Annotated in this window: 9 protein-coding genes; 7 read left to right on the forward strand and 2 right to left on the reverse strand. The window is 39.8% G+C overall.

The genetic code is table 11. From position 1 onward, the window contains the following. The first annotated feature begins 165 nt into the window (after positions 1-165). The 3 genes from OC25_RS01675 to OC25_RS01685 are packed head-to-tail and all read left to right on the forward strand — an operon-like array spanning position 166 to position 3950. Positions 166-2538, forward strand: coding sequence for a hypothetical protein (locus OC25_RS01675; protein ID WP_039471063.1), 2373 nt, complete (start codon positions 166-168; stop codon positions 2536-2538). Next, entirely contained in the window at positions 2535-3533 is a 999-nt protein-coding gene (locus OC25_RS01680; protein ID WP_082018470.1) for a PorP/SprF family type IX secretion system membrane protein, read from the forward strand. The genes OC25_RS01675 and OC25_RS01680 overlap by 4 nt, the downstream gene beginning before the upstream one ends. 3 nt (positions 3534-3536) lie before the next feature. Then, complete coding sequence (locus OC25_RS01685; protein ID WP_039471065.1) at positions 3537-3950, forward strand: hypothetical protein; 414 nt, start codon at positions 3537-3539, stop codon at positions 3948-3950. Between the two features lie 3 nt (positions 3951-3953). Here OC25_RS01685 and OC25_RS01690 read toward each other — a convergent pair whose 3' ends face one another. Beyond that, complete coding sequence (locus OC25_RS01690) at positions 3954-6113, reverse strand: FUSC family protein (protein WP_039471066.1); 2160 nt, start codon at positions 6111-6113, stop codon at positions 3954-3956. 711 nt (positions 6114-6824) lie between these two features. After that, positions 6825-8981: a glycoside hydrolase family 95 protein gene (locus OC25_RS01695; RefSeq protein WP_082018491.1), complete on the reverse strand. Its 2157-nt coding sequence runs from the start codon at positions 8979-8981 to the stop codon at positions 6825-6827. A 324-nt stretch (positions 8982-9305) separates the two neighbouring features. Between OC25_RS01695 and OC25_RS01700 the strand changes: the two genes are divergently transcribed. From OC25_RS01700 to OC25_RS01715, 4 genes are all read left to right on the forward strand, one after another. Then, the gene (locus OC25_RS01700; protein ID WP_039471067.1) at positions 9306-11459 is read left to right on the forward strand and encodes a GH92 family glycosyl hydrolase; all 2154 of its coding nucleotides are present in this window, start codon (positions 9306-9308) and stop codon (positions 11457-11459) included. Between the two features lie 183 nt (positions 11460-11642). Further along, positions 11643-12236, forward strand: coding sequence for an RNA polymerase sigma factor (locus OC25_RS01705; protein WP_039471606.1), 594 nt, complete (start codon positions 11643-11645; stop codon positions 12234-12236). 64 nt (positions 12237-12300) lie between these two features. Continuing rightward, positions 12301-13464, forward strand: a complete 1164-nt coding sequence (locus OC25_RS01710) for a FecR family protein (protein ID WP_052265874.1) — start codon at positions 12301-12303, stop codon at positions 13462-13464. A gap of 95 nt (positions 13465-13559) precedes the next feature. After that, positions 13560-17129, forward strand: a complete 3570-nt coding sequence (locus OC25_RS01715; RefSeq protein ID WP_245221848.1) for a SusC/RagA family TonB-linked outer membrane protein — start codon at positions 13560-13562, stop codon at positions 17127-17129. Positions 17130-17132 lie beyond the last annotated feature (3 nt).

Raw genomic sequence — 17132 nt, forward strand, 5'->3', positions numbered from 1 at the left:
AAAGTAAATTTTAGCCATTTCTGGTTTCGTGTAAAAAACAATGACTTTAAACTGACATGATGTTTATGGTTATACTAAAACAATATTTTTATGGAGTAACTATTTAAAATCGTCCCAAGTTTGATTTATAGGTTGTTTTTGGTGTTGTTCATAGCTAGTTTTGTTATGACAACCGAATCTTATGCGCAATCCTGTCCGGAGAATATCGGTTTTGAAAATGGCAATTTTCAGAACTGGAAACTATTTACCGGCGTGTTAAGCATGGAGAACAATCAAACTTCTTTTACCCTAAACGAAGTTGCTAAACCGGCAACCGGAAGGCATACCATTATCAGTAAAAAAAATCTGGTTGATGCTTACGGAGGCTTTAGCCTGATTCCACCTTCAGGTGGTAATTTTGTAGCTAAAATAGGCGATAACGGTACCGGAAGCCAGGTAGATGGTATTTCTTACCTGATGACTGTGCCTGCAGACCGGCCAGACTTTACCTTAACTTATCAGTACGCCGTAGTATTAGAAGATCCGGATCATGAACCTTACGAGCAACCACGCTTTATTGCCCGCGTAAAAGACGTAGAAAAAGACGAATATATTCCTTGCGTATCTTTCGAGTACGTGGCTACTTCATCGTTACCGGGCTTCAAAAAAGCGGAGGGATACGAAAGTGTAATTTATAAAGATTGGTCGCCGGTTACCATTAACTTGTCTGGTTATCAGGGTAAGCAATTACTAATAGAATTTATCAGTACCGATTGTGCCAGGGGAGGTCATTTTGGTTATGCTTATGTAGACATTAACAATGTTTGTGGCGGCCCGATAGCAGGCAGTACCTACTGCAAAAGTGCCGATGCCTTAAATATATCAGGACCAAGTGGCTTTCAGGATTATTACTGGTACAATGCCGACCGATCTGTTAAATATGGCACCGGACAATCCATCAGCATTAAACCAAAGCCAGCCGATGGATCGAAGATTGTTTTAGATCTGGTTCCATATGCAGGTTTCGGTTGTCCAAGTACCATCAGTACCGTAATAAAAGGTGTTGATTATGATTTGAAGGTTTTAAACAAGGATGTGGTTTGCCAGAACAGTGAAATCGATCTGCTTAGCGAAAAGTATATTTTAAACAAATCAGCTGATTTTACGTACCTGGCTTACGAAGATAAAGACCTGACCAAACAAATTGGGTCTTTGGTTAAAATAACAGGCAACAAGACCTTTTACATTAAGGCAACGAATAATAAAGGTTGTGAAAGCATAGTACCAATCGATATTGCAGTATATGAAGTAGCCAACATTACGGTAAACAATCCGGCTGCGGTTTGTTATTCGGAAAGTGTCGATATTACGAAGAACGAATTGGTTGTGGGCGAAATGGCGGGTATTACCAAAACCTATTATACTGATGAAGCTGCAACACAGGTATTAGCCGATCCGCAACATATTAAAGTTTCGGGCAGGTATTTTATTCAATTTTCAAATCAGTTTGGATGTAGTAAGATTGTTCCGGTAGAGGTTACCATTCAGGAGAAACCCATACTTAAAATTACCAATCCAAAAGCGGTATGCCAGGGCAGCCAGATAGATCTTACAGCCATAAATAATTTTGAGGGCAGCGATGCTACATTCCAATATAGCTTTTATGAAGATGAGGCTTTAACCAAAATTTTAAGTAATCCCTCGAAAATTGATAAATCAGGCACTTACCATGTAAAAGCAGTTAGTGCAGCAGGTTGTATCGTTAGCGGCCAAATAGCGGTAACCATAAGTAATCCTCCGGTATTTACGATTAACCAGCCTGCTACGGCCTGCTATCCCGATAAAGTAGATTTAACCAATCCGGCATTGTATACCGAAGCTAATGGCCATTTTACTTATACCTTTTTTAACGATGAAACGCTGAGCAGTCCGCTTACATCGCCCAAAGCAATTGCCAAACCAGGCACATACTATGTAAAAGCCACCAACGAAAGTGGTTGCTTTAGTAGTGCCAAAATTGTGGTAAAGTATAACGAAGCACCAAAACTCGTTTTAAACGCACCAAGAGCCGTTTTTGATAATGAATTTATAGACTTAACGGTACCTGAAATTACCCGCGGAAGCAGCCCGTTTGTAAAAGTTACTTATTTTGAAGATCAGTACCTGAAACATCCCTTGCAAAACCCTGCCAGGGTAAACAGGGCAGGAGTTTATTATGTGGCCATACAAAGTGCAAATGGCTGCACCAGCAGCGCTCCGATTACCGTAACTGTTTTGCCACAGCCTAAAATTATCGTACCAACTGCTTTTACACCTCAAAAAGAAACCAATAACCGTTTGTATCCTTTCCTGGTAAATGTTAAGCAGCTAACCAGTTTCAGAGTTTACAACAAATGGGGCATTTTGGTTTATGAGAGCGCGGTTTTAGCCAATGGCGGTTGGGATGGACAGTTTAAGAGTAAAATGCAACCTTTAGAAACATTTTCGTGGTTTGCAGAAGGCATTGATCTGTTCGGTGGGAAAATTCAATCAACAGGAAAAACGATTCTGATATTATGATGTACAAAGCCCTGATAACTTTTCTTTTGTGTTTGGCTACTGTATGTTGTTCGGCACAAGACCCTAAATTTTCGCAGTACTTTGCTGCGCCACTGTCACTCAATCCGGCTTTTACAGGTTTTTTTGATGGCGATTACCGGATTGCGGTTAATACCCGGCAGCAATGGGGCAATCTCGGCGATCCTTATAATACTTACAGTGTTTCGGGCGATATAAAATTGCTTGAAGATGAGAATTTTACCAATAATTATTTTAGTATCGGTGTAAGCGGCTTGTTTGATGAATCGTTAAACAAAGCTTTAAAATCACAATATCTCAGTGCCAGTGTTTCCTATTACCAGTATTTTGACGAGGAACACCGATTCAAATTCGGACTGGCACCACAAGTTGCCTATGTGTCTAAATACCTCGATTATAACAAACTTACCTTTGCTTCGCAATACGATGGTGGTGGTTTCGATAGTTCCATGCCCAATTATCTCGATTTAAAAAACGATAAAACAGCTTATTTCGATGTGAACATCGGGCTTAACTTTTCGGCAAATTTCGATAGGTTGAGCATTGCCGGTGGTTATGCGCAATATCATTTAACAAAGCCTAAAGATGCCTTGCTCAACAGCAGCCGCGAGTTTGTTGCCGCCCGCCGTACCGTTAATCTGGGCATGGTTTATTTGCTTAACGATTATGCGGATTTAAACATTACTGGGCTTTACAACGTGCAGAATAAAAATAAAGATGCGATTTTGGGCACGGTACTGGGTTTAAAACCTGGCGAAGAAACCAAAGTAAAACTCAACTTAGGGCTTTGGTATAAATTTAATGAAGCTTCTTTTTTCCCTTACGTGGGGGCAGCCGTTGGCAATATTAGTGCTGGTATAAACTATACGGTGTATGGCAGTAAATTATTAAATGCCACACCACGCACTTACGAATTATCTTTTATATACCGGCATAATAACTTTAAAGGGTTTAAAGTGCCTTGCCCCAGATTTTAATGTATGAAAACCTTAATATGCTTACTGTTTGGCCTCGTGCTGGCCAACACTGCTTATAGCCAGAAAAAGAATATCGATTACCAGTATTTCCGCGAGGGTAAAACCTATTATGCCTTTAGTCTTTTTAGTGATGCTGTGAAGGCACCGGGCAATTTGATGCTTGATTTTACCACCAAAGCTAAGTTCAGTAAGATCGAAAAAATATCGCTTAAAGCAGGAGGGGTTGAGGTAAAACTTAAATTCGGTGTTAGAACAGATTTAATCCAATCAGACAATCCGGAGCAAAAAGCTTATCCTGTTATTTTCAATGCAAGTGATATTATAGCTAAAAATCTGAGTTGTGATGGTCAGATTACTTTTAAACTGGACAACGGAGAAACCTATACACTACCTTTTAATGCCTGCCTGATTAAATAAGGCTTACAGCTTTATTTTAACCGATAGCTTATAAATGTCGTATGCTACTTTCTGGATCAGATCGAACTGTTCTGGTACCAGATCTTCGCCTTTTTTTGCGCTTAAGCCATTGTCATTCAATCTAATTAGTGGTACATTGTCGATAGTGCTTGTACCTTGCAAGAGATTTTCAATTGCTGTATCCAACAAGTAATTGGTATTGTTGGCTATAGGTTTTAAGTGATCAAAACTTTCAAAAATAAACTCGTGCTCTTTATTGTAAAGCGAAAGCGTAGCTACATACGAAGACAGCAGGTGACTTAAAGCCGTAAACTGGTGTACTTCTTTAATAAAAAGCTGCTTGCTTTTGGGTTCAGAAAACATCCTCTGGAACAAAGAAGCCAGGTTAGCCGTACTCACATACACTTCTTTACGCGCCAGTTTATAATCGGTGCGGTTGTAGCTCTTTTCAAAATACAATTTTTTTACCTGATCGTAATACGTCTTGTTTGCTTTTAAAATATCGACCATGGCCTCCTTCAGGTTTTCGTACTCCCAGGTAGGGAAAAGCGAATAACTGGCCAATAGAGCAATACCCGAGCCGATAAAAGTATCGTAAATCCGTTCTTTGGCCAGGGCTATAGATCCCATACCTAAAAAATCGAAGAGAATGAGGATATAGGGCGTCATGAAAAGTACGCTTACTACATAATTTTTACGCTGAAAACTGTAGCAGCCAATCATGCAAATCAAAAGGATCACAAATAAGGTATTGCGGTCGTGGATATAGGTAAGCACACCCATCCCCACAAATGCACCCACCGTGGTACCAATTAAACGCTGGTAATTGCGTTCTTTGGTTAAACTAAAGCCTGGTTTGGAAATCACCAGGATGGTGAGTAAAATCCAGTAACTGTGCGAGAAATCTAAGGCCAGCGATACCACAAAGCCCAGAAGCATAACCACAGTAACGCGTAGCGAATGCCTGAAAGTAGAAGAGCTGTAGGTTAAGTTCTCTGTAAACAGTTTAAAATCGAACTTCTGGCGGGTAATAAATTTTTCGGTATCTACCTCTGCCTGACGAATATCTTTACTATTCCTGACTTTAAAATAACTGAAAATGGTTTTAACACGCGAAAGGATATTCTCGATATTTACCTCAATATTTTTCAGCGCTATAATACCCAGTGTATTGTATTCCTGATTTTGGTTATTCTTTTCCAGGTGGTTGATTTTGATTTTTAAACGCTCTATTTCAATGAGCAGACGCTTGGAAACAACCGGTGTACCACCACTTTTCAATGCAAAGGCAATATCATCTAAAGCATAAGAAATGCGTTTTATGGCCATTTCATAATCAGACAGGATCCCGGCCTTATCAAACTGATCGTGCAATTGCTGATAGTTGTAATAGGTTGACATTACCTGCTCAAAAAGATCGACCATATCTACAAAAACCAATAACAAAAAGCGACCTTCCGGTGTCGAATCGCGCACAATTTCGCGCGTTCTGAAAAGCAACTCCCTAACGGCATCCTGCTTTTCGTGCACCGATACCTGGAGTTGTAACAGGTCGGCATACGTTTTTTCGTAGTTATTGTTCTGGTGGTAAAATTTGGCTTTTTCCCTTAAAAATTCGGCAACCTCAATAATCGAATCGCTTAACGATTGCTGAACCAGGCGGAAAGGGCGCAGGCGATAAACCAGATAACTTAAGCCTGTATACCATAAACTTCCGGCCAAAACCAATGCCGAATGAAGCATTACTTCCTGCCATGGCCTGATATCATCAATACTGAGTACCATGATCAACAAAACTGCCGTACCCACAGAAGCTGCACGAAGGCCGTAGATGTAAAACATCGAAAATATAAAACTCGATATAGCCAGTAAAAAGCCAATAAAATAATGGTTTTTGTTGGTGAGCCCGGTAATAATTGAAAAGGTAAAAATGAGTGCCGTGGTAATCAGCATGGCATTTCTCCGGTGTACCATTGGCCCCGGACTATCAACTACGCTTACACATAAAGCACCCAGTGATAAAGTCATGCCATATTTAAGCATGCCAAATTGTGCAAATATTAAAGAAGGGAGCAGTACACCAATGGTAATGCGCAGGCCGTCGGCAAAATACGTACTCAGCAAAAAGTCTTGTATGTTTCGGATGGGTTGCCTGATCTGCATACTACAAAAATAACATAATAGCTATTCTTTTTGTTGAGATTAAAATTAAGTTTTTTGGTTTTTTTATGATTTTAAGCAGAAAAAATGCAAGATTTTGATATTCAGTTGGATAGCTTTTGTGTATAACCGAAAATGCGGCAAATGTTAATAACCTAAAAATAAGTGCTTTTGCAGCCTGAAATATAAGTTTTATATAGTTTTAAATTGTTGATAAACAGGATATTCAGGTTGAAAACTTTGTGTATAAAAACCATTGTTTTTTCTTGACAGATAATGGATTAACACCTAAATTAGATTATATCAAATACGAAGTACTTTGAATTCTGATAAAACAATCCAAAAGAAATAAAGAACCGAGAGGTGACAGATTTCGGATAGTTTACAAGGTAACGGTTAGTTTCAGAAAGGGTTAAACCGAGTAAGAATATACATTGCCATCGAGAGATTGGCCAATGAGAAAACCGCACAGACCTAACAGAGATTATTGAAAGCTAAGAAGTTTACGGACAGAAGAGCTGGAAATAAATTTTCACGAATCGTAAAAGTTGCAAAACCTAACGGTAACGGAAAAATCAAGGTAACAAGTGTTAGATGCTTTAAAAATAGCTATGGCTGCTTTTAAAGTTAGAAAACGGGGAACTTAATCGAAAGAAGAAAGTCCCCGTTTTTGTTTTTTATGCCCTTTGTAAGGGCAGGTTTTGAAACCTTACCTTACTTTTGGGTAAATTGATACACTTTACCAGCCTGGGTATTAAAACTATACTTAAAATCTTTACCCGATTTTTCTTCACTCATCCCTTTTGCATTAAGCTGATTTGGACTTCTTACGATACATTTTTCGCCTGATAACGATTTAATTGATAAAGCCACAACTTTACCATCTTTCCATTGCAGGTTGGTGATTTCGAAATTACCACGGCCCTTTAAACCTTTAATTTCGCCGCTTTTCCATTGATCTGGTAAAGCAGGTAAGAACTGTAATTCGTCGGCCTGGCTTTGCAGCAACATTTCAGATATGCCGGCCGTATAACCAAAGTTTCCATCAATCTGGAAAGGCGGATGTGCACAAAACAGATTCGCATAAATACCACCACCTTTGTTGTAATCGGTACCCGAACCGCCTACAGGTGTGATAAAGTTCTGTAAAATCTTGTAAGCATGATTTCCATCCTGTAAACGTGCCCAAAAGTTCATTTTCCAGGCCATCGACCATCCGGTTGATTCATCGCCACGGGCAGTTAAGCTTACTTTAGCGGCCTGAGCCAGTTCAGGTGTTTTAATGGTACTGATTTCTCTGCCCGGGTGCAAACCAAAAAGATGCGAAATGTGCCTGTGCTGATCTTTCGGGTCGTCGCGGTCGGTTTCCCACTCTTGCAATTGCCCCCATTTACCAATTTTTGGCTTCAATAAATGCGCTTTTAAATCGGCGATGTGTTTTTTATAATCCTGATCAATGCCTAAAATATCAGCCGATTCGATGTAATTGGTAAATAAATCGTAAATGATCTGGTGATCGTGTGTTACCCCATCTTCGGTAGGGCCATGCTCCGGCGACCAACCCATAGGGGCAACCAAAGTACCATCCGGGCGTCTTTTAAGGTGATCATCCCAGAATTCGGCAATTTCTTTAATAATCGGGTAAGCAAAGTTTTTCAGGTAAGTTTTATCCTGTGTAAAGGCATAATGTTCCCAAAGGGCTTGCGCATACCAGGCGCTTCCAGGGGTATTCCACAAGAAGCTCATCCCGCCAAAAATATTGTTCTCGGTTTTTACGGTCCAGCCGCGGGTATTGGGATATTGCTTGCGGGTATGCATGGCACTTACCTCGCGCATGCTGTTAATGTAATCGAGATAAGGAATCTGGCACTCTGAAAGGTTGGTTGGTTCTGCCAGCCAGTAATTCATCTGAATATTGATGTTGGAATGGTAATCGCTTCCCCATGGTGGGGTATTGCTCTCGTTCCAAAGGCCCTGAAGGTTAGCTGGTAAGCCTCCTGCCCTTGAAGAACTGATTAATAAATACCTGCCGTATTGAAAAATTAAAGCTTCGAGCGCCGGATCTGCAACTTTTTTATAATTGATCAGTCTTTGATAGGTTGGCAGCTTTTGGTTAGCTGCATCGCTGGTGCCCAGGTTAATAGAAAGGCGGCTGTATAAGCGGCTGTAATCTTCGGTGTGTGCCTTTAAAAGGTTATCGTAACTTTTGGCTTTAACCGCATTTAAAACACGTTCGATTTTAGGAGCGGGTTCTTCGCCTTTCCATTTTTGTTCGCGCTTGTTGAGGTAATTGGTAGCGGCAGTAAAAAGGATGGTAAAGCCATCAGTAGCTGTTATTTTTAATTTTTCATTATCGCCATCTTTTACCGTTTCGAGCTTTCCATTTTCTATTTTAACCAGCGCAGTAGCTTGATAAGTCATGCCATTGGGTAGTTTACCTGTAAACTGAATGGTATTTCCGTTGGCTGTTATTGTACCCTGATGTGCATTTTTCAAGCTAATAACAGCTGAATATGCCTTTTTCTGACTAGCTGTAAAACGCAACGCCATTACTTTATCCGGAAAACTGCAAAAATACTCGCGTTTAAATTGTGTACCATTTTGTGTATAGTTAATGGTATGAACTGCCCTGGTGATATCGAGTTTGCGGGTGTAGTTCTCAAATTGCCCGCCCTTGGCTTCAAAATCAATAAACAGATCGCCAAAAGCCTGGTACATGCCCCGGTCGTTTTCATCGCCAGTCCATAATGTGTTATCGTTAAACTGAATGTGTTCCTGTTCAACACCGCCAAAAATCATCCCGCCAATGCGGCCATTGCCGATAGGATAGGCTTCTGTCATCCATTTTTTTGCAGGTTTATTATCCCACATGGTGAAAGCTGAATTTTCTTTGTTTTGGGCCAAAAGCCGGTTGGTGAAACAGAGGAGGAGTAGGCACGAAAGAAAAGTGCAAACAAGGTTTTGCCTGTAATTAAAAAGCATGGTGGTTATTTGATTAGTGTGTAAACCAAAGATATATAAAATAGCATAGGAGGCATGAAAAGCCAGCCGATAAAGCATCCCGATATTTGGCATATTATTCAGCTATTTAAGCATAAGGCCTTATAATTTACTTGGTAACTATTGTGATATTTTGTTGATGGACCTTATAGATTTTCTATATTTGGTACAACACACTAAAACGTTTTATGTAAAATGAAATCCCTAACCAAATCTTTAAACATTTTCTTATTGCTGAGTATGCTGGGTGCGTATCAAACCCAGGCTCAAACCAAAACCAAATTAACCCAATATGTAAATACCTTTATTGGTACAGCACCTTTAACCGATCCTAAAATACTGGGTTACGAATTACCACAAGGCTGGCGATCGTGGGCAGGTCTAACTTTCCCGGGCAGTTCATTGCCCAATGCCATGGTGCAATTGAGCCCGATAACTGAATTTGGCTCGGGTGCAGGTTACGAATATGAAGACGATACCATTTACGGTTTTGCGCACACCAATAAAGGCCACTGGAACCTCTGTAATTTGCCTATTTTACCTTTATCTAAACCAACCGGTAAATTTGGATCAAAGTTTTCGCACCAGAAAGAGAGCGCTGCACCAGGTTTTTATCAGGTTTATCTGGATGATTACCAGGTAAATGTTAGGCTTACCTCGACTTTAAGATGTGGTTTTCACGAATATACTTACAAGGACAATAGCGACAGACAGATCCTTTTTAGCATGGGTAAAGCCAATAGTGGCGTGAATACCTGGAATATTGCACAAGATGGCCCATCGGCTATACAAGGCTTTCAGGGAGGTGAGAATGTTTATTTCTACGCAATATTAAATGGCAAGATTGATAAACTGGATATTACCGATGAAGGCAAACGTTCGGGTTATGCGATTGTACACCTGGCTGATGGAGGTAAAGAACCCGTAACTTTAAAAATAGGTTTATCTTTTGTGAGTGTAGCCAATGCCAAACAAAACCTGGAGCAGGAAGTTGGCCAGAAAACCTTTGCGCAAATCCGTAACGAAGCCACCAGTACCTGGGAGAACTTGTTATCGAATATTGAAGTAAAAGGAGGTACCAGCAAGCAAAAACAAATGTTATACTCCAGCTTATACCGTTCGTTTTTATGGCCGGCCTTGCGCAGCGATGTAAATGGCGAATACAAAGACGCCAAACGTCAGATCGTAAAAAGCAATTTCAGGTATTATACGGAGCCTTCATTGTGGGATACTTACCGTAACAAGGATGTATTGTTAGGATTAATTACGCCTAAAGTAACTTTAGATGTAATTAAATCGATGAAAGATGTGGGCGAGAAAACAGGTTTTATCCCTACTTTTTTTCATGGCGACCACGGAGCTTCATCTATAGCAGGTGCCTATTTAAGAGGTATTGATGATTTTGATATCCAGGCTACTTATCAGATTTTATTGCGGAATGCCAATGTTGCGGGTGGCGCCAGGCCATTTATTAAAGAATACATTGAAAAGGGCTATATTTCTGATCCGGATGTGAAGAATCCACATGTAGAAACCAAAGCCAAAGCAGGCGTTTCTAAAACACTCGAATATGCTTATGATGATTACTCGCTGGCGCAAATTGCACAGAAACTGGGCGATACGGCCAATTACCGCATTTTAATGGCGCGATCTAAAAACTATAAAAACATGTTCGATCCCGCTACCCGTTTTATGCGCGGCAGGTTAGAAAATGGCGACTGGATTACGCCGTTTAACCCGCAATACCCATACTACGAATACATGTACCGCGAAGCCAATGCCTGGCAGGTTTCTTTTTATGCACCGCATGATATGCCGGGCTTAATTGCAGTATATGGCGGAGCTGCTGGTTTTGAATCGAAATTAGATTCGTTGTTTACCGTACCATGGAACCCGAAATACATTGCGCGTAACGTAGAAACCATGATTGGCCAGTACTGTCAAGGTAACCAGCCCGACCATGAGGCACCATTTGCCTATACTTTTATTGGCAAGCCGGAAAAATCGCAAAAGATAATCGACAAGATTTTAAATGAATTGTATGGCATAGGCAACGATGGATTAGCCTTATCGGGTATGGATGATGCAGGCGAAATGTCGGCCTGGTATGTATTCACTGCTTTAGGTATCTATCCCTTTTCGGCTACTGATCCTAAATATATTGTAACCGCACCTTTGTTTGATGAAGTGAAATGGAAAACCAGTAGCGGGAAAACCTTAACCATTAGTAAACCCGGAAAGGGAAGAGGCATTAGCCAGATTAAGGTTGATGGTAAAACAAACGAGGGGTATTTTATTTCGCACGATTTATTTAAAAACGGTGGTAAAGTAGTGATTGAAACGAGATAATAATTACTTCACTAATTTAAAAGCCACAGATTTGCAGATTAATTGCTCTTTTTAATCTGTAAATCTGTGGCCAATAGAGTAACAAATCCTTTCTAAACTGTTAAAATATAGCTGCAAGCCTGTAAAATAGAAGCTTTTGCAATTTTATACGTACTTTTGTGTACCAAACAGGTTAAAGATTTAATGAACAAAAGCACGGAGGTTGGCCCGGAAACTATTTCCTTATTAAAATCTGGAAACAGGCCGGCTTTTGACGAAATTTATCACCACTACAGCAGCAATCTTTACCTGCGGATTCTAAAAATGGTAAAAGTGCAGGAAGTAGCAGATGAACTTTTGCAAGATGTATTTTTAAAAGTTTGGCTAAAACGCGACCTCATTGACGAGAACCAGCCCATTAAGGCCTGGATTTACAAAATTGCCCAAAACTGCATTTACGATCATTACCGTTTGCTGGCCAAAGATGCCAAAATGCGACAATATCTGATTGATCATTATTCGGAGTTGTACAACGAAACCGAAGAATATTTGCTTAATAAAGAGCGGAGGGCAGTGCTAAATCTGGCTTTGGACCGGTTACCGGAAAAAAGAAAACAGATTTTTATGCTTTGCCGCATAGAGGGGAAGAGTTACGAAGAAGCCGCATCCATATTAAACATCAGTCCCTCAACGGTAAGCAACCAACTGGTAAAAGCTACCAAAAGTATGAGGGATTACGTGTTTTTCCATTCGAAGGAGTTCATGATTTTCGCAATTGCACTGCATTTAAATAAATAATTTATTTTTTTTATTTCTGGAGTAGTGTGTTTCTGCTTTTGCTGCGTATACCTAACAAAGCAAGATGAAAATAACTCCGCAAATAGAAGACCTTTACATCCGTTTTTTAAGCAACGAAATAACCGAAGCTGAACTTAATCAGCTGCTCGATTATTTTAATGTGGCCGACAGTGCCGATTTGGAATTGCTTATTGAAGCGGAGTTACTAGATGTCGATGATGAGTACGATGGGAACGAAAACCTGGACAGGCATTTAAACAATATACATCATATTATTTCGGCTAGTATTGATGCTGCTGACGAAAAACCAAGAACAGTAAGGCTGCAGCCAGCATTTAAATCGCTGCTTAAAATCGCTGCAAGTATTTTAGTGGTACTGTCTATCGGTTACCTGGGCTATACTTATTTATTTAAAAAGGCTGATATTTTGCCTGGCAGAAGTTTGGCAACCCTTAAATTGAGCAACGGCCATGAAATTAACCTTGATACTTTAGCCAACCAGGCCATTGCAACGATTAATGGTGTGCAAATTACCAAACTTGCAGGCGATCGTATTGTATATACGCATGTAAATACCGTTTCAGACACCAACAGTTATTTACAAACCATTACAACCCCATTGGGCGGAAAATATAAAGTTACGCTGACTGATGGTACACAAGTAGTTTTAAACTCAGGTTCTACCTTAACTTTCCCAATTGGGTTTAACCAGTCTGAAAGAAGGGTTACTTTAAGCGGAGAGGCTTATTTTGAAGTAAGCAAAGATGCTGAACATCCTTTTATAGTTTCATCCGGAAGGGAAAGAATTACGGTATTGGGAACGAAATTTAACATTTCGGCTTACCCTGACGATGATTTTATCAGCACCGCTTTATTAGAAGGCAAGGTAAACTGCCTGGATGTTAACACCAATGCTAACCTGATTTTACATCCGGGTGAAGCAGCTTTAATCCAAAACAACCAGTTAAGCAAATCAACAGTTGATGTTTCTGATATGGCCGCCTGGCAGCAGGGATTTTTCGCTTTCGAAAATGAAGAACTTGCTGTGGTTATGAAACGCCTTAGCCGCTGGTACCAGCTGGATGTAGATTATACATCAATCCCCGAAAAACGCATTTATGCCCGTATAAACATGCAGGAAAACCTGACTACTGTACTCGACATGTTATCGACAACCAGTGGCCTTAAATTTAAGATCGAAGGAAGGAGGGTAACCGTAATGAAGTAAGCTTTACGCCAAAACATCTCTACCGCCTTATCAACAACCACTAACAAACTTTAAAGAATTTTAAATTGAAATCATCCCTTCAACTTAATAGGGTTATGGCTTTTGTAATGCTGTTTTTGCTTACATTTGGCCTTAAAACCACGCAGGCACAAACTGCAACTTATACTTTTTCTTTCAATAATGCGCCCATAAACGGGGTAATTGCAGAAATTGCCAAAAAAAGTAATTACCAGTTTATTTTCGATGCCGAATACCTTAAAAAGGCTAAACCGGTTACGGCTAAAATTAGTACCAACTCCTTAAAAACGGTACTCGAAACGGTTTTCAAAGATCAACCTTTCGATTATGAAATTAATAACAATACGATTGTTTTAAAAGCCTCAAATGCTTTTACCGAAGAGGAATATATTTTACATGGAATGGTAACCGATAGTTTGGGGTCGCCATTACCAGGTGCTTCAATAAAGTTAAAAGGCACCAATAAGTATACCACCAGCGATGGCAATGGCCATTTCAACATTAATTTAACCAACGAGTACAATACCCTCGAAATTGCTTATGTAGGTTATCTGTCTAAAACACAGCGTTTAGACCGTACAGCTGCCTTAAAGGTAGTAACCGTTCGGTTAAGTGCCAATGCTTCTTTACTGGCAGAGGTGGTAGTAAATGGTTTTCAAACACTTCCTCTTGAAAGAAATGCCGGAGCATTTGCTGTTGTAGACAATAAAAAACTCAACGAGCAGATCAATACCAATATCCTGGCCGCTTTAGAAGGTCGTGTGGCTGGTTTGGCTTATGATAAAAATCCGTTTGGATTAGGTGCCGATAAGCAGGTTATTCGTGGAAGAGGAACTTTTTCCATTAACACAACTGGCGTTAGAACCGATCCTTTAATTGTTATTGATGGATTACCTTCTGAAACTGCCCTTGAAGATATTAATCCTTATGACATCGAATCGGTAACGGTCTTAAAAGATGCTGCTGCTTCGTCTATTTACGGTTCAAGATCTGCTAATGGTGTTATTGTATTAACCACAAAAAAAGGAAACGGGCCTGTTAAAATTTCATTAAATACCGATTTCTTTATCGATACCAAACCCAGATTTAATTCAATGCATTATGCCTCCACTTCAGATATTTTAGATTTGGAAACTGACGTGTACAATAAAGAACGCGCCCGTTATACCACAACCGAATCTATGTTTAATGCTTACGGTACAGTGGCTAATGGATCAGTTAAATATTACAGTCCGCTTTACCAATTGTACCGCGACAGAGATGCAGGTAAGCTTACTGAAGATCAGGTTAACCAACAATTGGCCAATTGGAGAAATGCCGATTATTATGCACAATACCGTGATAATGTATGGCAAAATGCATTTCGTCAGCGTTATAACCTTTCATTTAGTTCTTCAAGCGCAAAATCAAATACCTACGCTTCAGTAAATTTAGATAATTCTGCTCAAAAGGTAATCAACAACAATGATCAAAAGCTGAACATTTATTTTAAAAATACCTATAACGTAAATAAATGGTTAACTACCACACTAGGTTTTAACGGCGCTTACACCAAATCAGTTTCAACAGATGGATCTTATGATGCTTACACGGGAATTCAGCCTCGTTATGCTTCTATCGTTAACCCTGATGGCAGCCTGGTATATGCCGATTATGTGAATTTACCTGATGGTATTGCCGGATCTGCTGTAAACGGGGCAGTTGTGGCTGCGCTTAAAAATAATGCACAGTATCGTTCCTATCGTTTTAATATACTCGAATCCTTAAATGAAGGACAGATTAATGAAACCAAAATTGCATTGAGAGGCTTTGCCAATGTGCAGGCCAAATTAATGGAAGGCCTTAGTTTGTCAAGTCAGTTGCAGTTCGAAAATACATCCACCAAGTCAGATCAGTATTATGATGTAAATTCGTACAAGATGCGTTCGGCATATAATTCGCTTGTTGGCTACACATCAACAACAAATGTTTATACTTTCGGACTCCCTACCGGCGGAAGATACGGACAATTAGAAAAAAGTAACAACAGCTATACTTTCAGGAACCAATTGAGTTTCGATCGCACTTTTGATAAAGGAAAACATGCCATTTCGGCTATTGCCGGTTTCGAGATGCGCCAAACATTTTCACCTCGTGGTATTGAAGACCTGAGATATGGTTACGATCCGATTACGCTTACCTCTACTTTGATTAACACGCAAGCGGTTAGTCAAACCGGCTTACCAAGTTACATATTTGGAGGGAACAGAACGTTATCCGTTTTAGGAAGGACACAAACGGAAATCAAGCACAGAAATCTTTCAACTTATGCCAATGCCGGTTATACCTATTTAAATAAATATAACATTACGGGTAGTATCAGAGTAGATCAGGCTGATTTTTTTGGGGTAGATCCCGAATATAAAAACCGTCCGTTGTGGTCTGTTGGTGCGAGCTGGAATGCCAGTAACGAAGATTTTATTCAGGAACAGAAATGGATTAACCTTTTAAAACTTAGGGCTACTTACGGGGTTAATGGTAATCAGAACTCGGAAAGTCCTAAATACTTAACCGCCAGAAGAAAAAGTGATAACCTTTTTCCATCGTTACAATACATTGATATCGTTTCATTACCCAACCCTAAACTACGTTGGGAAAAAACCCAAACCTATAACGGTGGTATTGATTACGCATTTTTATCTAACCGCTTAAGGGGAAGTATTGATGTTTACTATAAAAAGAGCACCGATCTTATTGTTAATGTCGAATTAGATCCTACCGTAGGTGCGGCATCAAGAGCCATTAATAACGGTACATTAATTAATCGTGGTATCGAATTCACACTTGGAGGCGATTGGTTAAGGGCAGGTGACCTGACTTTAAGTTCGACCTTTATTCTTGGTTTTAACAGAAACCGGATTGGCAAGGTAAACAGTGCAATTTCGCAGGCTGGTAATTATGTTGCCTCACCAGCATTATATTACATAGAAGGTACTGCTTATAACACTTTATATGCCTACCGATATGGAGGTATGGTAAATGGTTACCCATACTTTTTAGATGAGAATGGAAAGGCCAGTATTGATTTTGATGCCAGTGGAAACCCTATTGTTTCAAGCATAAAAAGTTTCAACAATTTTGGAAGTTTGGTAAACATGGGTACCATAACCCCAACTTACACGGGTTCATTTTCACAACGTATTTCTTATAAAAACTTCGAACTGGGTGCTTTACTGGTATTTTCGGGAGGTAACGTTATTAGAAGAGATGTAACGAATATCAATGCTTACGATGTAACCGATGAGAACATTACCCAGCGTTTCAAAAATGGAAATACACCTGCTGTTCCCCGTTTACTGGTAGATTACCCTGAAAATTTAATCAACAGTGCCGGTACCATTAATACCATGTGGCAAGCAGCTGATGTAAATGTAGTGAAAGGTGATTACATCAAACTGAGAAACATTTCTTTATCCTATAATTTGCCCAAAGGCATGATCGGGAAATTCAAACTTCCGTCAGCCAGATTTACTGCACAAGTAAATAATTTATGGTACGCCAGCGCTGCCGGAGATGATATCGATCCGGAATCTTTCTCAGGACTTACAGGTACCAGAACACTTGAAAATCCTAAATCATTTGTGTTTGGCTTAAATCTAACCTTTTAATAA

It is taken from the genome of Pedobacter kyungheensis (assembly GCF_000812965.1).
In the GTDB taxonomy this organism is placed as follows: Bacteria; Bacteroidota; Bacteroidia; order Sphingobacteriales; family Sphingobacteriaceae; genus Pedobacter; species Pedobacter kyungheensis.